Annotated in this window: 25 protein-coding genes; 22 read left to right on the top strand and 3 right to left on the bottom strand. The window is 41.2% G+C overall.

Annotated features, from left to right (window positions below; translation table 11 throughout):
• Positions 1-223 precede the first annotated feature (223 nt).
• Complete coding sequence (locus ACYTPF_RS00545) at positions 224-805, top strand: hypothetical protein (RefSeq protein WP_461850827.1); 582 nt, start codon at positions 224-226, stop codon at positions 803-805.
• A gap of 49 nt (positions 806-854) precedes the next feature.
• Positions 855-1,823: a hypothetical protein gene (locus ACYTPF_RS00540; RefSeq protein WP_461850826.1), complete on the top strand. Its 969-nt coding sequence runs from the start codon at positions 855-857 to the stop codon at positions 1,821-1,823.
• A gap of 307 nt (positions 1,824-2,130) precedes the next feature.
• Here the strand turns inward: ACYTPF_RS00540 and ACYTPF_RS00535 are convergent, their stop codons facing one another.
• Positions 2,131-2,376, bottom strand: coding sequence for a type II toxin-antitoxin system CcdA family antitoxin (locus tag ACYTPF_RS00535; RefSeq protein ID WP_461850825.1), 246 nt, complete (start codon positions 2,374-2,376; stop codon positions 2,131-2,133).
• A 253-nt stretch (positions 2,377-2,629) separates the two neighbouring features.
• On the opposite strand from ACYTPF_RS00535, the gene ACYTPF_RS00530 reads away from it, so the two are divergent.
• The 16 genes from ACYTPF_RS00530 to ACYTPF_RS00455 all read left to right on the top strand — a co-directional run bounded on the left by ACYTPF_RS00530 (position 2,630) and on the right by ACYTPF_RS00455 (position 11,907).
• Positions 2,630-2,800, top strand: a complete 171-nt coding sequence (locus ACYTPF_RS00530) for a hypothetical protein (RefSeq protein ID WP_461850824.1) — start codon at positions 2,630-2,632, stop codon at positions 2,798-2,800.
• 48 nt (positions 2,801-2,848) lie between these two features.
• Positions 2,849-3,049: a tautomerase family protein gene (locus tag ACYTPF_RS00525; protein WP_179983356.1), complete on the top strand. Its 201-nt coding sequence runs from the start codon at positions 2,849-2,851 to the stop codon at positions 3,047-3,049.
• Between the two features lie 141 nt (positions 3,050-3,190).
• Positions 3,191-3,679 (top strand): GNAT family N-acetyltransferase, encoded by a 489-nt coding sequence (locus ACYTPF_RS00520; RefSeq protein ID WP_179983357.1) that lies wholly within the window; start codon positions 3,191-3,193, stop codon positions 3,677-3,679.
• A gap of 101 nt (positions 3,680-3,780) precedes the next feature.
• Entirely contained in the window at positions 3,781-4,410 is a 630-nt protein-coding gene (locus ACYTPF_RS00515) for a hypothetical protein (protein ID WP_461850823.1), read from the top strand.
• Positions 4,411-4,576: 166 nt separating this feature from the next.
• A complete protein-coding gene (locus ACYTPF_RS00510) occupies positions 4,577-5,167 on the top strand; it encodes a GNAT family N-acetyltransferase (protein WP_461850822.1) in 591 nt (196 codons plus the stop codon).
• Between the two features lie 58 nt (positions 5,168-5,225).
• A complete protein-coding gene (locus tag ACYTPF_RS00505) occupies positions 5,226-5,417 on the top strand; it encodes a YHS domain-containing protein (protein ID WP_461850821.1) in 192 nt (63 codons plus the stop codon).
• A gap of 56 nt (positions 5,418-5,473) precedes the next feature.
• Positions 5,474-5,968, top strand: coding sequence for an AAA family ATPase (locus tag ACYTPF_RS00500; protein ID WP_461850820.1), 495 nt, complete (start codon positions 5,474-5,476; stop codon positions 5,966-5,968).
• A 73-nt stretch (positions 5,969-6,041) separates the two neighbouring features.
• Positions 6,042-6,638 carry a DUF998 domain-containing protein gene (locus ACYTPF_RS00495; protein ID WP_461850819.1) on the top strand — a complete coding sequence of 199 codons (597 nt, stop codon included), beginning with the start codon at positions 6,042-6,044 and terminating at the stop codon, positions 6,636-6,638.
• A gap of 377 nt (positions 6,639-7,015) precedes the next feature.
• Positions 7,016-7,417 (top strand): hypothetical protein, encoded by a 402-nt coding sequence (locus tag ACYTPF_RS00490; RefSeq protein ID WP_461850818.1) that lies wholly within the window; start codon positions 7,016-7,018, stop codon positions 7,415-7,417.
• A 141-nt stretch (positions 7,418-7,558) separates the two neighbouring features.
• Positions 7,559-8,128, top strand: coding sequence for a hypothetical protein (locus ACYTPF_RS00485; RefSeq protein ID WP_461850817.1), 570 nt, complete (start codon positions 7,559-7,561; stop codon positions 8,126-8,128).
• 88 nt (positions 8,129-8,216) lie between these two features.
• Complete coding sequence (locus tag ACYTPF_RS00480) at positions 8,217-8,603, top strand: tautomerase family protein (RefSeq protein ID WP_461850816.1); 387 nt, start codon at positions 8,217-8,219, stop codon at positions 8,601-8,603.
• Between the two features lie 9 nt (positions 8,604-8,612).
• Positions 8,613-9,017 (top strand): MAPEG family protein, encoded by a 405-nt coding sequence (locus ACYTPF_RS00475; RefSeq protein WP_461850815.1) that lies wholly within the window; start codon positions 8,613-8,615, stop codon positions 9,015-9,017.
• Positions 9,018-9,135: 118 nt separating this feature from the next.
• Positions 9,136-9,360, top strand: a complete 225-nt coding sequence (locus ACYTPF_RS00470) for a hypothetical protein (RefSeq protein ID WP_179983367.1) — start codon at positions 9,136-9,138, stop codon at positions 9,358-9,360.
• A 20-nt stretch (positions 9,361-9,380) separates the two neighbouring features.
• Entirely contained in the window at positions 9,381-9,638 is a 258-nt protein-coding gene (locus ACYTPF_RS00465; RefSeq protein ID WP_461850814.1) for a hypothetical protein, read from the top strand.
• Positions 9,639-9,715: 77 nt separating this feature from the next.
• Positions 9,716-10,765, top strand: coding sequence for a DUF2157 domain-containing protein (locus ACYTPF_RS00460; protein ID WP_461850813.1), 1,050 nt, complete (start codon positions 9,716-9,718; stop codon positions 10,763-10,765).
• Between the two features lie 95 nt (positions 10,766-10,860).
• The gene (locus ACYTPF_RS00455; RefSeq protein ID WP_461850812.1) at positions 10,861-11,907 is read left to right on the top strand and encodes a succinylglutamate desuccinylase/aspartoacylase family protein; all 1,047 of its coding nucleotides are present in this window, start codon (positions 10,861-10,863) and stop codon (positions 11,905-11,907) included.
• 513 nt (positions 11,908-12,420) lie between these two features.
• Here ACYTPF_RS00455 and cdd read toward each other — a convergent pair.
• A complete protein-coding gene (cdd, locus tag ACYTPF_RS00450; RefSeq protein ID WP_461850811.1) occupies positions 12,421-12,828 on the bottom strand; it encodes a cytidine deaminase in 408 nt (135 codons plus the stop codon).
• A gap of 136 nt (positions 12,829-12,964) precedes the next feature.
• Between cdd and nlpI the strand changes: the two genes are divergently transcribed.
• Both nlpI and ACYTPF_RS00440 read left to right on the top strand, forming a co-directional pair.
• Positions 12,965-13,867 carry a lipoprotein NlpI gene (gene nlpI, locus ACYTPF_RS00445; RefSeq protein WP_461850810.1) on the top strand — a complete coding sequence of 301 codons (903 nt, stop codon included), beginning with the start codon at positions 12,965-12,967 and terminating at the stop codon, positions 13,865-13,867.
• A gap of 12 nt (positions 13,868-13,879) precedes the next feature.
• The gene (locus ACYTPF_RS00440; protein WP_461850809.1) at positions 13,880-15,523 is read left to right on the top strand and encodes an SEL1-like repeat protein; all 1,644 of its coding nucleotides are present in this window, start codon (positions 13,880-13,882) and stop codon (positions 15,521-15,523) included.
• An 81-nt stretch (positions 15,524-15,604) separates the two neighbouring features.
• On the opposite strand, the gene cysZ is transcribed toward ACYTPF_RS00440, so the two are convergent.
• Positions 15,605-16,342 (bottom strand): sulfate transporter CysZ, encoded by a 738-nt coding sequence (gene cysZ / locus ACYTPF_RS00435; RefSeq protein WP_334060514.1) that lies wholly within the window; start codon positions 16,340-16,342, stop codon positions 15,605-15,607.
• Between the two features lie 266 nt (positions 16,343-16,608).
• Here cysZ and smc point away from each other — a divergent pair, with 266 nt between their 5' ends.
• Together smc and zipA are read left to right on the top strand one after the other, a co-directional pair.
• Positions 16,609-20,130 (top strand): chromosome segregation protein SMC, encoded by a 3,522-nt coding sequence (gene smc, locus ACYTPF_RS00430; protein WP_461850808.1) that lies wholly within the window; start codon positions 16,609-16,611, stop codon positions 20,128-20,130.
• Positions 20,131-20,150: 20 nt separating this feature from the next.
• Positions 20,151-21,746: a cell division protein ZipA gene (zipA, locus tag ACYTPF_RS00425; protein WP_461850807.1), complete on the top strand. Its 1,596-nt coding sequence runs from the start codon at positions 20,151-20,153 to the stop codon at positions 21,744-21,746.
• Positions 21,747-21,966: the final 220 nt, after the last annotated feature.

Below are 21,966 nucleotides of genomic sequence, written 5' to 3'. Positions count from 1 at the left end.
ATTTTAAAAATGAGTTATATAAAATTTTATAATTTAGTTTTTTAATCCTCGAGTGAGTTTAAACTTTTATATTATGTTATCTGTCCAACTCCGCATGTTAAGTATTGGTAAAATAACCATTAAGTTTTACTTGCTCATTTTTAATATGCATTAATGAAAGAAAATCTTGACTTATTTGTTTTTTAACGTACTTTAAAATTTCAACTAATAAAGGGAATTTGAAATGAAAAAATTAATAGCGTTAATATCATGCTCATTAATTTTCAATGTTTTCGCAGGTGATTTGAGCACAGGATTAGTAGGAAAACATGAAGGCAAAGGAATAAGTGAAGCGAGAATTATTTATGAGCATCAAAAACGTATTGATAGTGCTCTAGCTCCAGTTAAAACAACTCAAGATCTTTTTGAAATAGCATCGCAAGGTAGTCCTTTGGATGCATTATCGCCAGATGCAAAGCAAAGATTTATTGATAGTGTTGTTTTTACCAGCAAAGGAGTTGGAAGTTATCACTACCAAGACTTAGAAGCGGAGTTAACTCCGACTCAAATTTATAAAATACTGAGCATGATAGGAGCTCAACACAATATATCATTATTTAGCAACGCAAGAATCGAGTCTGATGCAGACATTCTACTTTTACTATCCCCTAAACCTCCTAAAGATGATCATTCAAACGATGATTTTACAACACAAGATGGAAGCGCTATAGGGATTGGTGACGAGGGGGGCCACAAAGGTTATTGGTGCTCCAGTAGAGCGACATGTAGCGAAAGACAAGGTTCTATTTGTACTCCTAACTGCTAAGACTTTTTACTTATATTTAACGGGCAGGGGAAACCCTACTCATCCCTTTATGAAAACTTTATTCTTCAAAACTTTGATCGTTCTTTTCTTTTTAATGCTTAAAGTAGACAGCGTTAAGGGGGAAGTGCATCAATACTGTCCTGAAAATGCGTCAATCACTAACTACTATAATGCCGTTGAGAATATAATTAACTTTAATTATGAAAAAGAGCGGATTTATGATATCGACGGAGTTACAGTAACAGGAAAGTTGATATACCCATTACTAGAATCATTTAATGAATCCTGCTTTACTAGCTTTATAAATAATATAGATTATAAAAGCTTATCTACTAAAGATCTTCACACAATATATCTTACAGCTGTGAAAGTTACCTTCTACATTCCAGACGACTTTCTAATTCAAGCTATTGAAAGAATTTTAATTACTAAAAAAGAAAAGGGCGAATTTATAGGAGGGTTTCTTTCTGAATTACATGGTATCTACATCAAAGCAAGGCTTTTTGACAAAGCATATGATTTACAGTCGCACAGCCAAATACTAACGTATAATGCTTTACCTGACTTCATTCAGATCATAGATTCTCCTCTCGCAATAAGTGAGTATACAATATACGATGGCAGCTATAAGAGAAATGTCATTACTGATAATAATTTATTGGATAAAAATCAGATAGTAGTAATTGCCTCTCCGAGCTGTTCTCCCTCACAACGATTTTTAAACTGGCTCAAAAGTTCGTCGGACATATCAGTTTTAGAATTATTCAGGAATAAATCTTTATTTTTAATACCGCCTTCATATAATCTTCATGATAATATTTATTTTGATAGTGAGATAGATTCAAATTTTATTAATGTAAGAAATAAAAAAGACTGGAAAGACATTAAGAATTGGGATACTCCGACTTTCTATCTTTTTAAAAATGGGAAACTAGTAAAGCAAATTGTAGGTTGGTCAAAAGAATCACCTGAAAAAGAATTGATTACAGCTTTAATTGAGTTTGGCTATATTGAATAAATTATGTCAAGCGCACTTTCTTCAGTCTATAAGTTGTCTCTTTAAAACTATCGTCTGTTTATTGGTTGTTGAAATATACATTCATGGTAGAGAAAAGAGAGCAATTGAAATTTAGTACAATGCCTCTTTAAATTAGATCGGTTTCCCAAAAGTCTTAGAAACACCGCTCCGGAAAGCTATAAACCGTTTTTGTGCTAGTGTCCATCTCTTAAGCATTATTGAGCGACAAATATCTGAAGATCCTAAAGCAATTCAAAGGTTGTCACAGCGCGACACATAAGAAGCCAAATCGACTCAAACTGTGTCATTAGAAGTTCCTGTACTCATTGCCTATACAGCCGTTCTCAGCAACAAACTCGTTGTACGCAGCTATGGCAGCTTTGTTTTCTTTTTTCCACCTTTCTTCTTCAAGACTTTTCAACTTGTCTTTAAGTGCCTGCTCTAAGGTCGCAGATAGGTTGACTTTTAAGTCTCTAGCTTTGTGCAATAAGTCACTGTTTAAGCTTAAATTAGTCGCTTTTTTTGGGGCATGGATGTCATATAGATCTTGCATGCTATCTCTCCAAATGGCCTTAGATATCAAGTATATGCATTGCGATAAGTTAAACCTTAATAAGCCAGATAGCTATGTATACAGATGTATATATTTTGTGCCCGACTTGCTCTCTATTAAACTGCAAAGCTAACCGACTGATCACTAAAGACATCATGTTACAAATTGGTTAAAGCTTTTAGCTTAAAAGTTGACTAAACTAAATTAAGTAAGACAGGCATCTTTATTTTAGGCATTTAAAAGGAGAGTTTAAATGAATGGTGTTTATCGAATTCTTATCGCTCTGGTTCTTCTAGTCGCAGCTATCGCATCTTACAGTATGGGTATTCAGTCAGGTGTGGTTCTATTCATCATTTTGGGGCTTGTTTTAGAAGGGGCATTTTGGTTTGGCTTGTTTTCAACCAAAAGGCGAAATGAGGTTTAGCGATATGTACAAGCATTTTAATAGCTGTAAGCAACAACTGGTGGCCTTATGCCTTACGTGAACGTACAGATTACTAAAGGTGCAAGTCGCGAGCAGAAGGCTGAAATAGTGAAAGATATCACCGGCTCATTAGAACGAGTTTTAGGTAAAAAGCCGGAATATACGCACGTTGTAATTCAGGAAATTGAAGAAGAGGACTGGGGCTTCGCGGGCAAACTTACAGACGACTGGAAAAAGAGCGAATCTTAAAGTTATTAATGCCTGTAGCTATATTCACGTTTAAAGTCTTTATGATACAGAACTAGGGAAGACAGGCATTTTATGCTCCGTTATGCCTTATATAACTAATAACGATATTTAAAAATAACTCTCTAGGAAAAATGTTCCATTATGAATGTAGAGATAGTAAAAGCTGATTATAAAAATAAACAACACGCTCAGGATATCCCGTTTCTTCTAAATGAATACGCTTGTGACCCTATGGGGGGAGGGGAGCCGCTAGCAGAATCAACTATGAAAAACCTTACTGCTAAGCTTTCTAATATTCCGCACGCTTTTAGTGTTTTAGTATACGTTGATGACAGCCCGGCGGCATTAGCTAATTGCTTTGAAGGGTTTTCAACTTTTGCTTGCCAACCTCTTATCAACATCCATGATATCTGCGTTCATAAAAACTATAGAGGGCTAGGGCTTAGTCAAAAATTATTGGAAAAAGTGGAGTCGATAGCTAAGGCACGTGGTTGCTGTAAAATTACCCTTGAGGTACTGAGCAATAATGATGTTGCTAAAGCGGCGTATAAAAAATTTGGATTTAGTAGTTACGAACTAGACCCAGAGGCTGGCAGCGCTGTTTTTTGGCAAAAAGCCTTGGATGCATAATTACTCCACACACACGGAACACAAAACTAGACAGGCATTTTTACGTAATGCTTTACATATATAGGATTGTTCTTGAAAAGTCAGAACGCTAAAAGGAATTTATGAAATTTAGAAGCAGAGTTTTATTGAAGTATCTTGGGCTTCTTCCCATCGTTTTGTTGCTTATAATGGTAAGTATCTTAGGTGAAAATCACAGAGCTAAAGAGCTTGTTGAAAATTATCTAGAAACCGTGAAGGTGGGCTTTGAAGCTGAAAAATGCATACCTTTAAACTTAAAGAGTTCAGGTGGCGTCGACCAAAGACTATCCTGTGAAGACCAAAGTTTTTTATTTTTGCTTTCCCTAATGAAAACGCTTGAATTAAAAGACTTTGGTAGTGTTGTATATACGGCAAACTTAAATAAATACTGGACTCCTTTTAGCTCAAACAACTTTGTTTCTGTTCACGTTACCTTTGAAAAATTCAGCGAAAATACTCTTAGTAACATTATATTCGTTGTTGAACGAGATGGACTATCTTGGACGATTGATAAAATCGATATTAACAATAAAGAACTAGTCAGTGTTTATGAAGAGTTCAAGGCTTTAGACTTATCACGTTATATAGAAGTTGCTGACGATACTTTAGTGATAAAGAGTAACCATCTGAAAAAAGGCAGTCTGTCTTACATTGACAAGATGGTTATAAAATACAATCTACAGAAGTTGAATGAGTTTCTCGAAGATAACTGATGGTAAGCAAAACTAGACAGGCATCTTTGCGAGAGAACGTACGGGCAGGTTAGTTTGCCTTTTAGAGCACTAATGCATCGCTTCTTATTGTCTCGCTAGGTGTAACGTACTTCTTAGAATCATTGTATGCTTAGCAACACGCAGTCGGACATACATGGAGAGTGAAATGTGGTTTGAAGATATTGAATTAGAATCTGAGAACATAAAACTTGTTCCGTTAACAATGGAACATGCAGACGCTTTAGTGAACGCAGCAAAGGACGGTGAATTGTGGAAGCTATGGTTCACCTTTGTACCAAACGCTGAAATTATAGATGACTATATTACGACAGCGTTAGAGCAGAAAGCCAAAGGACTATCGTTACCGTTCGTGGTCATAGACAAAGCGAGTGGAGAGGTTATTGGCTCAACACGCTTTTGTAATGCTGACCTTTTAAATCAAAGGGTGGAAATTGGTTACACTTGGTACAGCAAAAGCTATCAGAAAACATCATGCAATACCGAATGTAAGCTACTTCTTCTTACACACGCTTTTGAAAGCCTCGAAGCAATCGCTGTAGAGTTCAGAACGAATTGGCATAACCAGGCTTCACGAGCCGCTATTGCTCGTTTGGGCGCAAAACAAGACGGTGTGCTTAGGAATCATCAGAAAATGCCTAATGGTGGCTATAGAGATACGGTTGTGTTCTCAATCATAAATACAGAGTGGCCCTCTGTGAAAGAGAACTTAACTTTTAAACTTTCAATGTATAGCTAATGAAGAGTAAAGTGCTGGTATTGTTTCGTTTGTTTAAGGCCATTTAAAAGGAAAAGCTATGGAGCCCATCAATAAGTTCTGCCCTAGATCTGGTAAACCCGTAGAGCCCGATTCGCTTGCCGAATACAGGGGCTATACTGTTGGATTCTGCAACCCAGGGTGCAGTAGCGATTTCGCCAAAAACAGCGAAGAATGCCCAAACGATACTCAATACTTTAATGTGTTAATAAAAGAAAAGTATGGAAAATGAACGCTTAAAAGCTTTCTTGTCGCAAGTACCAAATGGCTTCAAGATGGGACAGAGATTTGACTAAAATTTTAATATTCGGAAATTCCGGTTCTGGTAAATCTACGCTAGCGCGCCGTTTGTGTGAAACTCACGGTTTAGCACATTTAGATCTCGATACCCTTGCGTGGAAACCCATTAGCCCGCCAGAAAGAAAACCGATTAAAGAGTCGGACCAAGAGATACGGGCTTTTACCGCTTCTAATGATACTTGGGTAATTGAAGGGTGTTACACAGACCTGCTTAAGCTTGTAGAGGGGCAGTCTTCAGAAATTATATTTATGAATTTACCCATTGAGTTGTGTATTGCTAACGCGAAAGCAAGACCTTGGGAGCCCCATAAATACGATACCAAACAAGCTCAAGATGATAATTTACCCATGTTGATAGACTGGATTGGCCAATACACAAAAAGAGACGATACGTTTTCTTATACTGCACACCAGCAGTTTTATGAAAACTATAGCGGCAATAAAAAAATGATAACGCAAAATATCCCGCACCAAGCCAGTTAAAACGTTTTTCGGCTTATGAATAGGGACTTCGCTTAATTACTGTAAGCGCAATAAAATCAAGGAGGACATAAGTTTGGATAGCTTTTTATCTTTTACAGGGGTAGCAGCATCGATTTGGATAGTATTAGGTATTTATATCGCTTCTTGTTTCTATCCAAACTACAGCCACTCGAAGCAGTTTTGTAGTGAACTTGGTGCATTTGGAAGCCCAACACAGAAACTCTCTCCTGCAATCAATAATTACCCATTGAGCTTATTATTCGCTTTGTTTGGGTATTACCTTATTAACTCACATTTAGACCATATGCCAACTATGGTTATCGGTGCAATGACAATAATACATGGCATCTGTACTTGGGTTTGTGGCTACTTCCCAATGGACGCCGACCCATATACAACAACACCTTCGAAAAGTTGTAAAATCCATACATGGACAGGGCTAATAATGTTAATTTCGTTTATCTTGGCGCCGCTGATTGTTACCTTCTCTAGCTACTATTCTTGGCCGCTGAGGCTTCTGTCTGTATTGAGCGTTGTAGGCTGCGTTTTCTTTTCTTATAAACTAGCCAAATCCCTTGAACGAAAAACTGTACCTGGGCTTTATCAACGCCTAAGTTACGGCTGCCAGATTCTTTGGCTGTTAATCTACTCGATTTTCATGATTTTATAGAGCCGAGCAATGAACACTCGCTTTAAAAGCTCTATCCCTCTAGCTTTCTTATGTTTAGCATCTCTTTGGTGGCGGTTTTACTATTCCTCCTCGAACTTTATCAACGGCTATGGTGATGAAAAGCACGAGTGGTTGTTCATGTGTTTACAGACAAAAGATATTGAATGGTAGGTCGTTTGGGCGCGGCTATTTAGGCGGCTAAACAAGGCGGGCATTTTTGTGTAGTCACATTTTTGTATTCGGGGACAGTTTTGATTTTTCAAGTTATGCCTGGCATGTTAAGTAAAGTTGTTTAAAGTATGGCTGGCGCTCATTCTTCGCTAAGTATAGCCATGCATTGTCCTTTCTTTATGGAGAATTAGGGTTACAGGGAAAGTATGTACAAATCTGGTCAATATGTCCTAAACAAAGGGTTAAGTCCTTTATCTAGAATATTACTCGGTAGTATTACAGGGTTGTTTGGTGTTGTTATGATTTTAATTGCGCCAGAAATGAGTAAGCCAATCGGAATTTATGTGTTTGGTGCTTTCTGCTTAACCATTTTTGTAATGTGTACCACTACTGGAAAGTTACGTAATTACTTAGGTCGAGTAATTGGGTTAACTGTATTTGGGTTATCTATTTGGTATTTACTAGGGCAACTAGGAAATGGTGAGTTAATATCAGGCAAGAGATCTGAACCATCTTTATTCAATGCGATATTATTCTTTTTCGCTTTTGGCTTTCCAGGTATTTGGTTTGCAATTAAAGGTAAATTTCCAATTAAAAATAATAGGTAACTACCGAGTGAGCGTAACGCTAACAAACATCTTTTAGCACCATTGCGTTAGCTAAACAAATGAGTAAACAAGACAGGCTTGTCTCGCTACAAAGTTATAAATTTTATACCTGTCTTATTCGCACTGAACATAAGGATTTAAATGGCACTGCACTTACTTTGGAATGAGTTTAGATCTTCCTTCGTTAAAAGTTTAGAAGCTTTACCTGTTTCCCAATTCAATGAGTCTTGGAAGACATCGAGGAATCGTACTCGCCTTTATGAGGATACTATTTTAGAGCCGCTTTCTCGTAAAATGGGCTTAAATTACAAAAAAGAGCTCTTCAAAATCGACTATACATTTTGTCGAAAATCTAGAAATGGAACAGATGTTCCACTGATTTTCATTGAGTCGGAAAATGTTGCGCTCGACGCTGAGCACGAAATGAGAAAGTTATGTTGCCTTTCAGCCCCGCTAAAAGTGCTAATTACTTGTGCAGAATGGAGTGATATACCGGGTGAATGGAAAAATGGTGGTTATAAAGAGCTTTTAACCAGAAGGTGGTCCGAAATGATTTCTGCACACAATTCAATTTGGCCGCAACCTGCATTAACTGGAGTGCTAATAGCAGAGGCGTTAAATGAACGTGTGCGTTACTACAGCATACTTTTTGGTCCAAATGGTTCTATAGAAAAAGAAAGTGAAATCATATTTGAGGTTAACTTGCGTTAAAGTGGAAAAATAAAATACTCGATGTAGAACGGGTATGAAAAATAACTAAAACTCCGTTAGCAATACAATAAACGCAAAGGACGGCAACGTGATCGTAATCTATGGCATAGACGAACAATTAAACCCAATAAAACGCAAGCTATCAGATGTTATTCATTCATGTATGCAATCAGTCTTAGGCTTACCTGAAAATAAAAGAGCGCATCGCTTTGTGCCGCTGTCAAAAGACGACTTCTTTTACCCTGACGGTAGAACCGAGGCATACACAGTTATCGAAATAAACATGATGAAAGGGCGAGAAATACACACGCAAAAGTCACTGATAAAAACATTGTTTAAACAAATTGAACTAGAGTTAGAAATTTCGCCTGTAGATATCGAGATCACGATCAAAGAACAAGAAAAGTATCAGTGGGGTTTCCGCGGAATGACAGGTGATGAAGCCCTTGATTTGAAATATAAAGTGGACGTGTAGCTCATTAATATGTCCAGCTTAATACTTCCGCTATTTACGCATTTACTTCTTTGTACTGTACTTTACGCATTACTCACCATAGCTCGCGCACCGGTTGTGTGGGGGGTGGGGCAGACCAAAGATGGTTCAAACCCTTTTAGCAATATTTTGCCTAAAATCAGCGCTAACCTAAGCAATCAATTTGAGTGGCCATTATTTTTTTACATTGCCATTGTATTGCTTATCGCAATGGATGAGCCAATAGACAGTGTGCAAATCTACTTGGCTTGGGTATTTGTAATTGGCAGAGTGTTGCACAGCATTGTTCAAATATTTACCAATAATATTAGATTGCGTGGTATGGTGTTTACCATCAATTTTGTCGCTGTGTTGGCTATGTGGGCCTTAATTTTTATTGGTGAAATTGGCTTATAGTCTTGCCGTTAGAAGAACGAGAAGGCTGATTAAAGTGCTTCGTTAGCGACAACATTAAAAGACAGCGACTGTTTAATAAAAGCGCTATTTAATAAAAGCAATTAAGAGCATTAAAGTTATGGAAGACGTTTTAGAACCGCTGGGCCGCTTTATACTTCGAATACTAAAGTGGATAGTCGTAGACGCAATTATTGACTTCGTGATAACTGGTACAGGCCATGTGGTGCTTAAGCTTCTAACCTTTGGCAAATATCCGCGAGCGGGTAGAGACGAAGGAAGAACTTTCGCTGTTGGTTTTGTTAGCTTAGCCGTTGTCTTGGTCTGCCTTGCGCTGATTGCTTAATTTTACAAAAGGGTATAACGATGAACATGGAAAAGTGGGCAAAAACGCGAGAGAAAGGAAAGCAGCGCTTTGTTTTAGTAAACGGTGTTTTGGGGTGGGGTGTCACAACGGCTATCCTCTGGTCCGTATTGATTGAACTTATTGAACCATCACAGAATATTTGGGTACGCCCAATCATTGCTTTGATCATTTTTCCCATTGCAGGTATCGCTTTTGGCCACTTAACGTGGAACAAATCTGAGAAGGCTTACGAAAAAGCAACGAGTAATACTCTGTAACTTCTCTAGGCTGGCTTTTTACTTATAACCCAGTAAAGTAAAAGTTCTAATTTCTACAAGCTAATTCAGAGAAGTACATGGAAGTAACGAAAGCAAATATTCAAAAAGCAGTAGCGAAGAAGATCATCTCTGAACAGCAAGGCGTTGACCTCTACAGCTTCTTTCAGGCAGAAAGCCAGCATACTCCCGCTTTCACCTTTACCCACATTCTCTATTACCTAGGCGGCCTTATCGCTATTGGCGCCATGACTTTGTTTATGAATTTAGGGTGGGAACAGTTTGGGGGGCTGGGGATAATCTTCATATCATTGCTCTACGCTGGTGTAGGGATAAAACTTACTAACTCTTTAGCAAATAAAAACCTTATTATTCCTGCCGGTATTTGCGCAACCTTTGTAGTGTGTTTAACACCGCTTGCTATCTACGGTTTTCAACAGTGGCTTGGCCTTTGGCCCGAGGACGATGCAGTCTATCGTCAGTTTCATACACGCGTTAAATGGCTGTGGTTGTACATGGAACTTGGCACATTGGTGACCGGCATGATAGTAGCTTGGCGGTACAAGTATCCATTTTTGATAATGCCTATAGCAGTAACACTGTGGTACATCAGTATGGATGCTGTCATGCTTCTCATCGACCAAGACAACATGTGGAATTCATACACATGGGAATTCCGCGCACAAGTATCCATGTACTTCGGCATGTTTATGACCTTACTGGCTTTTTGGGTTGACTTACGGTCAAGGCACACTGCCGACTACGCATTTTGGTTATATTTATTCGGCGTTATTGCGTTTTGGGGCGGGCTCACTAGCCAAAACTCAGACAGCGAACTTTCAAAGTTTTTCTATCTTTGTATAAACCTTGTCATGGTTGGGCTAGGCGCATTATTGGTTCGAAAAGTATTTGTGATATTTGGCGCGTTAGGCAGCTGTTTCTATTTAGGGCACTTGGCCTCGAATGTGTTTAGAGACAGTTGGCTTTTTCCTGTTGCTTTAACGGCTATTGGTTTAGGCGTGGTGTATATAGGAATATTGTGGCAAAAAAATGAAGTTAAGATCACACGTAAAGCCCGTGATGTCTTGCCAAAGCCGTTGCAGGAGCTTCTAGAAAATAAGCTTAGGTAAAAAGCTAAACTAAAAGGTGCTTTAAAATACTCATTATTGATTATCTTTAAACATTCTGGCTTACTAGTGCGTTATTTTCTAATGAATTTTTAAGTATGTCGTTTAAAAAGAAAGCGTTAGCCGGTGTTCTTGTTTCCCTAGGTTCCGCGTTAAGCCTTAATGCTAACGCAAATGAACCTTATGAATTGATGGGCGTGACCACACAAACGGGTGAAAAAGCGTCCTACCTTGCTACTGAAAAGCATATTACCCTGCCAGTAACCGTTATTAACGGAAAAAGCGACGGTCCAGTTCTGCTACTTACCGCCGGTATTCATGGTGATGAGTTCCCGTCTATGTACGCCTTACAACAACTTCAGCAAAACCTTAATCCTAATGAGATGAGCGGTGTGTTGGTTGTACTGCACTTGGCAAACTTAGATGGGTTCCATGCAAATAGAATTGCGTTAAACCCTAAAGATGAGAAAAACCTGAATAGGGAGTTTCCAGGGAGCGCAGATGGCACACCGACAGAACAAATTGCTGAGTTGCTAACCAGAGAGTTTATTGGCAAAGCTGACTTTTTAATAGACATGCATTCTGGCAGTGCAAACCAAACGTTATTGAATCATGTGTATTCTCCTTTTGTGGGCGACGAGGAACTTGACGCTTTAACATTTGAGTTCGCGAAAGCAACTGGCATGCAGCATATTGTTATGTATGGCGACCGCCCAAGAGATCCTAACAATTCAATTTCTTACCCTAACACAGCTATGACAAGGGGAAAACCTGGTCTTACTACCGAAATAGGGCATTTAGCGCAAACAGATGAAGAGTCTGTAGAAAAAGCGCTAGAGGTGGCTAAGAACGCTATGTATTTTTTAAAGATGTTGCCAGAACAGTCAAAACCGCACCCTGAGCCAATTATCTACGAAACCATTAAATACCCTAAAAGCTCAAAAACCGGTTTTTTCAAGGCCTCGGTGGAGATAGGCGAAAAAGTGTCAACTGGGCAAGACATAGGTAAGGTCACCGACTATTTTGGTAATTTAGTTGAATCCCTCAAATCGCCTGTTGATGGCACGGTTATGATGGTTAATCAAATGCCAGCCATTAAAGACGGTCAGTCTGTAATGGCTATTGGTATAGAAAAATCTCAATAACATAGTTTATGAAGTAAATAGGCTGGATGATCTAATTCGCCTACTCAGTCAAATAAATGTTAAAGTTAAATCATAAAACTGTGATTAGGAAATGACATGGACTTTCTTTTTAACGTATTGATTTGGGTAGGCGTGGTTATCTTCGCCATTTTTATTATTGGTTTTATGGCAGCAGCGAAGCTGAATAAGCGCCAAGATGAAAATAATGATTAGAAGGTTGCCAAGCTTGCTATAAAAACTGCAAAAGCAATTGTAGAAAAACAATAAATATTTTCACCCCTTTTATTAAGTTCCTCCGTTTAGTGAAAAAAGGGGGAACAACATGCAAACAACAATTCTACCATGCGCTAATTCTCAAGTTCTGGTACAACACAGTGTACTACCTTTTGCAAAAGCGCCTTTTCACAAACGGGCTATAAACCTGCCATCACTGCTTTATAAGATATCAAAAACGAGGCTGGTAGAAGTGAAAACTGCCTGAGCCTCGTTTATTGCAAGGTATGGTTGATAAACCTATTTGTCTAAATCGTGCGCCCTAAAGGCATTGGGGAGTAATTCACCAATTGTGGTTTCAAACTTTTCTCCGCTTTGACTAACCATGGTTATCGGGGTTTCATCTGGCGCAAATTCAGCAATTTTTTGTCTACAGCCGCCACACGGGAAACAAAATTCATCGTTCGGGCTGGCAATAACAATGTGTGAAATGCGTTTTTCACCTTGCGTAACCATATTGCCGATGGCCGTGGCCTCAGCACATTGGCCTAAAGGGAAGGCCGCGCTTTCTACGTTACACCCTGCAAAGGTCTCTCCACTAGGGGTAAGTACAGCCGCGCCAACTTTAAAATTGGAATAGGGTGAATGAGAATTTTTTTGTGCGTTAAAAGCAAGTTGTGATAGTTGTTCTAAATTATTTTTCTTCATAGCTACCTGTGTTAACCACCCAATACGCTTTACTTTTATCATCAAATGCGAGAAGGTTGGCGGCATTAGCGCCGCGGACAAGCGTATATTATATGCTCAGGCGGTTTTTTCTTTTTTTATAGAATGCTTTTTTACCATGTGCAGAAACGTTAGTCTCATCTTTTTTTCTCTATTCGCTGCTATTTTAACCGGTTGTGCGCAAACACCCCCTGTTTCAGAAAGACCACAAATGGGAAATTTGCTTCTAGCCGAGCCTGCACCTATTAATCCTCGTTCTGAGATGGCGATTGCGCGTTATAATCAAGTGCTAACTAGCCCGGCGCTTTCAGATGAAGATAAAGCTGAACTTCATTTTCAACGAGGCATGCTTTACGACAGTGTGGGCCTTGCCGGTTTAGCGCAGTTCGATTACACCCAGGCCATTAATTTAAAGCCTGATCTAGCAGAAGCCTATAACTCTATGGGTATTCATTATATCCAGCAGAGTGACTTCATTCAGGCTTACGACGCATTTGACTCTACGTTGGAAATTAACCCTGAGTACGATTTCGCGTTCTTAAACCGTGGCATCGCGCTTTACTACGGTGGCCGTGCAGAACTTGCAACTAGCGACCTTAATCGCTTTTTTGAAAAAGATAACAGCGATCCGTTTCGTGCGCTGTGGTCTTACTTCGCTCATTACGATGTGTCAGAAATGGAAGGCCAAACTTACTTAGCGTCTATTCGTCCTACGCTAGACAACGAACATTGGGCAACTTCGCTGGTGGATTTGTTTTTAGGTACTGTTGATGAAAACGATGTACTTAACTCATTGCTTAACGGTGTTAAAAGCCAAAAAGCGCTAACTGACCGTCTATGTGAAGCGTATTTTTACTTAGGTAAATTTCATTCTTTACGCGGAAATAGCGGCATCGCATCTAATTACTTCAAGCTTGCGCTAAGTACAAACGTGTTCGACTACGTAGAACATCGTTACGCAAGAATGGAGCTAAACCGTTTGCGCGATAAAGCTAGCAACGATGTAGCTAGTGAAGAGTAAGCGCAAGGCATTATGCGAGGCTTATTTTTAGCAGTCTTCGCACTGCTTATTGTTGCGGGCGATAGCGGGCGCTATGCCCCCCAACTTATTTCTAACGCAATTAGCGTGCTATTACCATCACATCAAAACGTAGATGGCGCCATATTAAATAGTGCCTTAGCAGAAGTTGAGGAAATTGGCACATCTGATAGCGTTCAGTCTGATACTATCGCCCCAAATAAAACTGATACTACTTTTGAAAACAATCCACGAGATAACGCGCTAGCGCTGCTTTGGTTGGCTGCAAAGCAGGGTAGTGACATTGCCCAAGCCCACATGCTCGAGATATTCGAGAGCGCATATAACAACGGCTTTTCCTCTAAAGGTTCCATTGACCAAGAAACAGCGACCTATTTTCTGGAGAAGCTTGTTAATCTAGAAAATGCCGACGCTGCGTGGCTGTTGTACCAAATCTTAGGCGAAGAGGGGGCTTCAGAGCGTTTTATGCGCTTAGCAGCACTTGGCGATGTAGCGGAAGCACAACTAGCCTTCGCGATGTCTACCGATTCGCCAGAAAAGCGAGAAAGGTGGCTGATACGCGCAGCGTCACAAGACTATTTGCCTGCACAGGCTGCACTGGCCGATTGGTATCTACTTCACGGTCAACAGAAGTTAGCTAAGCCTTTGCTGGCAGCTACAGCAACCTTAGACATGCAAAGCGCGTTTAAGTACGCAAGGCTTTTATGGGGCGAGGGTGAATTCTCAGAAGCTAAGTCGCACTTTAATTTTGCGGCGAAAAAAGGCCATCAGCAGGCGGAGAAAGCGCTAGAGGCCATTAAACTTTATTCTCCGTATTCAGTGGCGCAAGCAACAAGGCAATCTGGCACTTTCAATTGGGAGGGTAAAGAAAATTGCCTGCAGCGTGTTCAACCTTTCGCTACGAGCTTGGCGACCATCATGCGAGCGCACGAACTTTATCAGTCATATAACAATGATTCGCGCCTTAAAAACCTTTCTATTTGTTTAGCTCCGCCTATTTGGCTCAAAACCGATGTGCTGGATTGCGACGCTAACTATAAAAGGGCGGGTATCTTAGGTTGCAATATAACTCCGTTAGCCAATATCGCCAAAAAGCGTAAATTTAGCCATGCAGTAGTAGTGGCGGAGCAGGGCAAAGCGAATGTTCAAAACGGTGTAATGTATTTGGATATTAGTGACGCTTATTCAGTATTTGTGCACGAACTAGCCCATTTTGCTGGCTTTGCTGACGAATACCCCATTGGCAAGGGGATGGCAAATAAGCTGTGCGATGAAGATGGAATTGAAGACTTCAGACCGCCCAACGTTGTCGTAGATACTGAGTATTGGTATGCACCACATGAAACGGTAGAGAATTGGCTGTCGATAGACCCCGCAACCATTATTGCTCGCGCTAAAACCTGTTCAGTGTTGGGGCTTAATAGCTACAAACCTAGCCGACGTATTACGTTTATGGAGCACCACGATAGCGGCGTGATCCCGCCTTTATATCTGGTGCTTTGGCAGCAACAGCTTGAAAAGCAAAATGCGCAGCGGCCCATCTCAATGAATTTCTTCCAAGCTTTTCACAATAGCGGCAATCGAAAAGAGGCGGCCCACTGGCTAGCTGAGTACGAAGCATTTACCGGCACTAAATAAGCAGCCGCACTTTCTTTTTCGATTACGCTATAGTTCTATTCAACAACCAACTTCACAGGTACTGCAATGGGTTATTTCTCGCTACCCTCGAAGCGTAGGCTTTAGCTCTCTTACCCACATAGATGTTGCACCACAAATTGCTACTGGCATAACAATAAAGTTCACCACGGGAATGAGCGAGAACACGTTGACCATCATACCAAAGGTCATTGCTTTTCCTTTGTGTTCGCCCAGGTGCAAGCGCATTCGAGTGAAATCTACCTTGTGGTTATCATAAGGGTAGTCACAATACTGGATAGCCATCATCCAAGCGTTAAATAAGAACCAAAGCACTTGACCGATAATAGGTAGGAAAAAGAACAGCAATAAAAAACCGATGGCGCGAGGTAAATACCAAATGAGTTTAGTCAATTCACGGCCTACAGTGCGCGGAATGTCTTTTACCAACGACATAACGCCTTCATCACCCAAGTCTTGGCCCGTTAAATGGCGCTCAACCTTTTCTGATAACACGCCGTTGAAAGGCGCGGCAATCCAGTTGGCCAAGGTGCCAAATATAAGTGCGAAAATGAGTAACACGCTAATTACCGCTAAAGGCCATAAGAAGAAACTGATGGCCGTTTTTATCCAGCCTAACCATTCTGGTACAAGGTCGATAACATAGGCTATGCCCATTTCTATTTGGCCGAACAGGAAATAAAAAGCAACGGAAAACAGAACAAGGTTTATAGTGAGGGGCACAAACACGAAACGCTTTAGCCCTTTCGTCTTTATAAGCGAAAAGCCTTCAAAGAAATAATGTACACCACCTGAACTCATTCATACTCCTTCGCGTTATTTTAAACGCTTTGTTTATTAACTATTTACTCTATCATACGCCCTTGGTGCGTTCTGTGCCTAACTCGCCGAAATGGTAATTGTTACAAGCTGTTAGTTTTGGTAGAGTCGAAACATAATAACAAAAGAATCTTCTGTGTGATTACATCATTTCCATATCACCCGCTAATTCAGCATCCCATCAAGGGGTATTGGGCTGAAGCTATGACGATTTCGTCCGGCAACTCTGTATATCAGAGGGATGATGCGTGAGGCTTAAGAAGATAAAGCTTGCGGGCTTCAAGTCCTTTGTTGAGCCGACTACTATTCCATTTCCCGGGGAAATGACTGCCATTGTTGGGCCGAACGGCTGTGGTAAATCCAATGTTATTGATGCTGTTCGCTGGGTATTAGGTGAAAGTTCAGCGAAGAACCTACGCGGCGATGCGATGACAGACGTGATCTTCAACGGTTCATCTTCACGAAAACCCGTGGGGCAATGTAGCGTTGAACTTGTTTTCGATAACAGTGCAGGGCGGATCGCAGGCGAATTTGCTAACTACAACGAGCTGTCGGTTAAACGATTAGTAACTCGAGATGCTACGTCAACTTACTTCCTCAACGGTACCAAATGTCGTAGACGAGACGTTACCGATCTGTTTTTAGGAACAGGGCTAGGACCACGCTCTTACGCCATTATCGAACAAGGTATGATCTCACGGCTTATTGAATCTAAGCCACAAGAGCTGCGCGTGTTTATTGAAGAAGCTGCGGGTATATCAAAGTACAAAGAGCGTCGCAGAGAAACAGAAAATCGCATCAGGCACACGCAAGACAACCTGGAACGTTTAAACGATGTGCGCGATGAACTTGGCAAGCAGTTGGAAAAATTACAGCGACAAGCTGCCGCTGCAACCCGCTATAAAACATTGCGCGCACAGGCCAGAGAGTTGAAGGGTCAGCTTGCGGCAATTAGATTTCTTAAAAATAGCGAACATATTGAATCGCTGCAAAAGCAGCAGCAAACACTGCAAATAGAAGTCGACGATTTGAATGCTAGGTTACAAGGTGATGAAGCCGGGCTTGAGTCGTATAAAACTAAGCAAGTTGAGACCAAGCAAGTCATTGATGATCTGCAGCAGCAGTTATTCACCACAAGCAATGCAATCACGCGATTAGAGCAAAACGCTCTGCATGCGAAACAGCGAAAAGGGCAAATAGAGCAAGAGTTAACGCGGATAAACGAACAGCATGAGTTGCTAAACCACTCTATTGATGAAGCGCAGGAAGCACTTGCTGTGTCAAACGAGGCGCTTGAAAACATTGAACCAGAGCTTGTACTGAAAGAAGCTGAGCTGGAACATGCAAAAGCGCGTTTTGAAGACGTAGAGCAGTCGCTAAGAGAGTTTAACGCAAAAGCTCGTGAGCAAGAGCAGACGTACAACCAGCTTCGACAAGACGTGCAACAGTGTCATAGTCAAATTCAGTCCACAATGAGCATGCAGCTTCGCACATCCCAGCGTATTAGCGAACTGCAAGACGAGCTAAAACAGCTCGATGACGAAGACTACTCAGATCAAATAGCATTGTTAGAAGAGCAAGCAAACGAGCTAGATTTTGATATTGATGAAGGTAAACAAGCGGTTCAAACGGCTAGCGAGAAACAGCAAAAACAGCATGCTGAAGTGCAAACTATTGAAGCGAGACATCGTGAGGCGCAGGGTCAGCTGCAAACCGCCCAATCCACCAAATCTGCATTAGAAGCACTTCAGAAAGACGCTTCTAACTTTGAAGATACGCTATTAGAGGGTATAGAAAAGCTTTGGCAACAAATTAGCTCAAGCCAAAAGCTTGCACCCTGTATCGAAGCTATATTACAGCACGCTAGAGACCCTTTAGTTGCGAAAAACTACGTCATACAAGAGCTTTTGAAAAACAAAGCGCGTCTGCCCACAGGCGTAAAGGTGTACACCGAAAGCCTGTTCGTAAGTTCGGCAAAAGCCGGCTCTTTAGCCCATGCTTTATTAACCGAGCTTGGCGGTAGAAACACTTCACCGGCACAGGTTCCCGCATTTTTTGATGATATTTACCTTTGTGAAGACGATGAAGATCTTGCAAATAAGGTGGAACGCTTAACTGATAGCGAAATGAAAAGCGATGTTAAAGGCTTTACTAGCGCAATCTCACCCTCAGGTTTATGGGCCAGCTCCCATTGGGTCGTTAAACCGGGTGAGGTGAATGACGGTGCTTTACAGCGTGCTAACAAAATTAAATCGCTTACAGATAATATTGAAGCTATTGAAAGTCTCATTGAAGAAGTTGAGCATTCCATTGAGGAAGCGAAGCAAGCTTTTGAAGCATGCGAAGCTCGAAAGCATACAGCTCAAAACGCCTTAGCTGAAAAAGAAAATCAACGGGCTCAGATTAAAAACAAGCTTTCTTTACTTGAAATGCAGCAAGAGCAGCAATCTACTCGCAGCGCCAAACTTAATGATGAATTGGCAAAACAAGAGTTAATGCTTGCCAAAGAAGAAGAGCAGTTGGCGCAACTTTCTGAAAAGTTAGAACTTCTAGAAGCGCACATTCTTGAATACGAAGTGCATATTGATGAAGTTAATGCGAAACGTGAGGAAAATGAGCGAACCACATCAGAATTACGCGCCTCAGTTGATTCATTAACGTCGCAAAATCATGAGCTTGCATTAAAAAAGCAGCAATTTGAAAATCATCAAAACTTATATAGACAGCAGGTTACGCGTAACCTTGAGCAGCGTGAAGAATACATAAAAAGCAAAGAAAGATTGCAAAAAGAGCTAGCGCATCTTACGTCTCCGGAAGAAATTCAGGAAGCAGAGCTTCAGTCTCTGCTAGAGAATAAGGCTGAGTTAGAGCAACTAAAAAGCGCTAAGCAGCGCAGCCTTGAAGATATTGAACAGTGGTTGCGAGAAGCCGAAAAAGGGCATCAGGCTCTAGGTAAAGACATACAAACCCGACAGACAAATATCGATAAACTAAACATTGATATTGAAGGGTATCGGGTACGCGCAAATACGATCCTAGAACAGCTTGACGAAACACAGCAATCACTAAAAAGCATTTTAGAAACCTTACCAGATGAGGCTGAAGAAAAGCGTTGGCAAGAAGACCTTGAAAAAACGCAAGCCAACCTTCAGCGTTTAGGAGCGGTAAATTTAGCTGCGGTTGAAGAATATGAGACCCAGTCACAGAGAAAGTCTCATTTGGATACACAGCACAACGACCTTACCGATGCGTTGGAAGCTCTGCAGTCCGCTATTCGAAAAATTGATAAAGAGACACGCACGCGCTTTTCAAACACTTTTGAGCAGGTTAACGAAGACCTTAAAATGTTATTTCCTAAAGTCTTCGGCGGTGGGTCAGCATACCTTGCGCTTACCGATGACGACTTACTAGAGACAGGGGTAACGATAATGGCTCGTCCCCCTGGTAAGAAAAATAGTACGATTCACCTCTTAAGCGGTGGAGAAAAAGCATTAACCGCTTTATCATTGGTGTTTGCTATTTTCAGATTGAATCCGGCACCATTTTGCTTGCTGGATGAAGTAGATGCACCATTGGATGATGCAAATGTAGGGCGCTTTTGTAACTTAGTGTCAGAAATGTCACAAACAGTGCAGTTTATTTATATCACCCACAATAAAATAGCGATGGAAATGGCTAGTCACTTAACCGGTGTTACTATGGCGGAACCTGGAGTTTCACGTATGGTAGCGGTAGACGTTGACGAAGCTGTAGCCTTCGCAGAAGCATAACAAAGGGCGAAAGAAATTAAATGGAAGATCAATTACGTCTATTTTTACTCCTTGGAGGCACGGTTTTTATCATTGCTGTGCTTGCCCACGGTATTTGGAAAATTCGTAAAAACGGTAAGCCTTCGGAAAAAGAGCGCTTAGAGCCCCGTCAATGGCAGGAGGATGATGGCGAATTAGAATCCGAACCACAGGAAGGTTTTGATGAACTTGGCATTGGTGCGGTTCGAGTGGTTAGCAATTCGCAAAACTCACCTAATAGAGCAGATGAGAGCAGCGCAGCAGAAAATGCAGCTTCTAGCATGTCGTATGATGACTCGGTGAATAACCCAGATAACGGCAGCGACGCTCAAAAATTCAGTAACGATGAGAGCAATCACTCTTCTCAATATGCCTCTTCGAGTGACATTCATAGCCAGAAAGACGATGCTGGCGAAGAACACGCTAATGCCAGTAGCAATGATAATTCGTCGATGTCGCCAGCCGAAAAACAGGATGGAAAAGAGCGCGAAAAAGAAGACGCTCAAGAAGCGCCCAAGCTGTATGGTTCAGTGGTAACGAACCCCAAGCCACACATGAAAGGGCAGGCTCGCTCGATTGATACCGCAACAAGTAAAAGCGATGACAACGTTGCTGCCTTCCCTGAGCCTCCTGGTTTCTTGCTTCGAGAAGGCGACGATGAAGCTCAGTCAGCGCCACAAACACAGCGCGAAGAAAATGCACAAGAGGTGTCTTATTCAGCGCCGAACAACTCGAATGGCTCAGACAACGGTTACTCTGATAATCAAACCACGGCACAACCCGCACAGGCGCCAGCAGCACCCGTTCGTCCTGCGCAAAAGTTTTATGTAGACCCTACGCTTGAAGAAGAACCAGCACCGGTTCAAGCACCGGCTAAAAACGAGCGAGAAGTGGCTGACTTTAGCTTAGACGCTCAAGAAGATTCATCTTCATTACGGAATAGCCAGGAAGAAAATGAACAGCCGCGACGTTTTACACGTAATAAGCGAAGCAAAACACCGATCAAGAAGCGGGAAGAGCCTAATTTTGGCGATGACCAAATGCGCATCGACTTCGACACCAGCGAGCGGGGTAACCCGGAATTTGGTGAAGAGAGCTTTAGTGCAAATGATACACACAGCGACACTGCAACTAGCTCATCTGAGCCAGCAAAGTCATCTAGCGTTGAACCCGAAGTATTGGTGTTAAACGTAAGAGCACCTGAAGGTGAGGCTATTTCTGGTGCTGCGCTTTTACCTATGTTGCTTACACTAGGGTTTAAGTTTGGCGACCAGGATATCTTCCATCGTCACGTAAATTCCAATGGCAAAGGGCCTGTATTATTTAGCCTAGCCAATATGTTTAAACCTGGTGTTTTTGATATTGATAATCTGGAAAATTTTGAGACCCAAGGTGTATCTTTGTTTATGATATTGCCCATTGAAGGCGACCCTCATCAAGTATTCAATATGATGCACAACGCGGCGCGTAAGCTAGCGGACGAGTTTGGTGCTCAGGTTTTAGATGGTCGTCGAAGTGTGTTAACTAAACAGGGCTTACAGCAATACGTTGAAAAAATTCGTGAATTTGAACGCAAGCGTATGATTGCTCGCAGCTAACGCAAGCTATTCAACTGTTTATATCGCACGCTTTGTACGTGCTTGCGTGATAGCGTACATGTTATCGTAATAGAAAGGACTTGGCTCATACCCAGGTCCTTTTCTATTAAATAGCGCTACAGCGAGGCTGCAAATTATACTAGCCGACCAAAAAAACGGCGGTTTAATGTCTCATTTGAAACAAAAGGTCGTTTGGGTTAAGTAACCTAAGCAACAAATT

It is taken from the genome of Alteromonas sp. HB246098 (assembly GCF_054890645.1).
The sequence above is the reverse complement of the archived record's forward strand: the minus strand, read 5'-3'. Positions and strand labels throughout refer to the sequence as shown.

Coding starts and splice junctions, on each gene's coding strand:
- ACYTPF_RS00545 (WP_461850827.1), top strand. CDS start 224: ATGAAAAAATTAATAGCGTTAATATCATGCTCATTAATTTTCAATGTT.
- ACYTPF_RS00540 (WP_461850826.1), top strand. CDS start 855: ATGAAAACTTTATTCTTCAAAACTTTGATCGTTCTTTTCTTTTTAATG.
- ACYTPF_RS00535 (WP_461850825.1), bottom strand. CDS start 2,376: ATGCAAGATCTATATGACATCCATGCCCCAAAAAAAGCGACTAATTTA.
- ACYTPF_RS00530 (WP_461850824.1), top strand. CDS start 2,630: ATGAATGGTGTTTATCGAATTCTTATCGCTCTGGTTCTTCTAGTCGCA.
- ACYTPF_RS00525 (WP_179983356.1), top strand. CDS start 2,849: ATGCCTTACGTGAACGTACAGATTACTAAAGGTGCAAGTCGCGAGCAG.
- ACYTPF_RS00520 (WP_179983357.1), top strand. CDS start 3,191: ATGAATGTAGAGATAGTAAAAGCTGATTATAAAAATAAACAACACGCT.
- ACYTPF_RS00515 (WP_461850823.1), top strand. CDS start 3,781: ATGAAATTTAGAAGCAGAGTTTTATTGAAGTATCTTGGGCTTCTTCCC.
- ACYTPF_RS00510 (WP_461850822.1), top strand. CDS start 4,577: ATGTGGTTTGAAGATATTGAATTAGAATCTGAGAACATAAAACTTGTT.
- ACYTPF_RS00505 (WP_461850821.1), top strand. CDS start 5,226: ATGGAGCCCATCAATAAGTTCTGCCCTAGATCTGGTAAACCCGTAGAG.
- ACYTPF_RS00490 (WP_461850818.1), top strand. CDS start 7,016: ATGTACAAATCTGGTCAATATGTCCTAAACAAAGGGTTAAGTCCTTTA.
- ACYTPF_RS00485 (WP_461850817.1), top strand. CDS start 7,559: ATGGCACTGCACTTACTTTGGAATGAGTTTAGATCTTCCTTCGTTAAA.
- ACYTPF_RS00475 (WP_461850815.1), top strand. CDS start 8,613: ATGTCCAGCTTAATACTTCCGCTATTTACGCATTTACTTCTTTGTACT.
- ACYTPF_RS00470 (WP_179983367.1), top strand. CDS start 9,136: ATGGAAGACGTTTTAGAACCGCTGGGCCGCTTTATACTTCGAATACTA.
- ACYTPF_RS00465 (WP_461850814.1), top strand. CDS start 9,381: ATGAACATGGAAAAGTGGGCAAAAACGCGAGAGAAAGGAAAGCAGCGC.
- ACYTPF_RS00460 (WP_461850813.1), top strand. CDS start 9,716: ATGGAAGTAACGAAAGCAAATATTCAAAAAGCAGTAGCGAAGAAGATC.
- ACYTPF_RS00455 (WP_461850812.1), top strand. CDS start 10,861: ATGTCGTTTAAAAAGAAAGCGTTAGCCGGTGTTCTTGTTTCCCTAGGT.
- cdd (WP_461850811.1), bottom strand. CDS start 12,828: ATGAAGAAAAATAATTTAGAACAACTATCACAACTTGCTTTTAACGCA.
- nlpI (WP_461850810.1), top strand. CDS start 12,965: ATGTGCAGAAACGTTAGTCTCATCTTTTTTTCTCTATTCGCTGCTATT.
- ACYTPF_RS00440 (WP_461850809.1), top strand. CDS start 13,880: ATGCGAGGCTTATTTTTAGCAGTCTTCGCACTGCTTATTGTTGCGGGC.
- cysZ (WP_334060514.1), bottom strand. CDS start 16,342: ATGAGTTCAGGTGGTGTACATTATTTCTTTGAAGGCTTTTCGCTTATA.
- zipA (WP_461850807.1), top strand. CDS start 20,151: ATGGAAGATCAATTACGTCTATTTTTACTCCTTGGAGGCACGGTTTTT.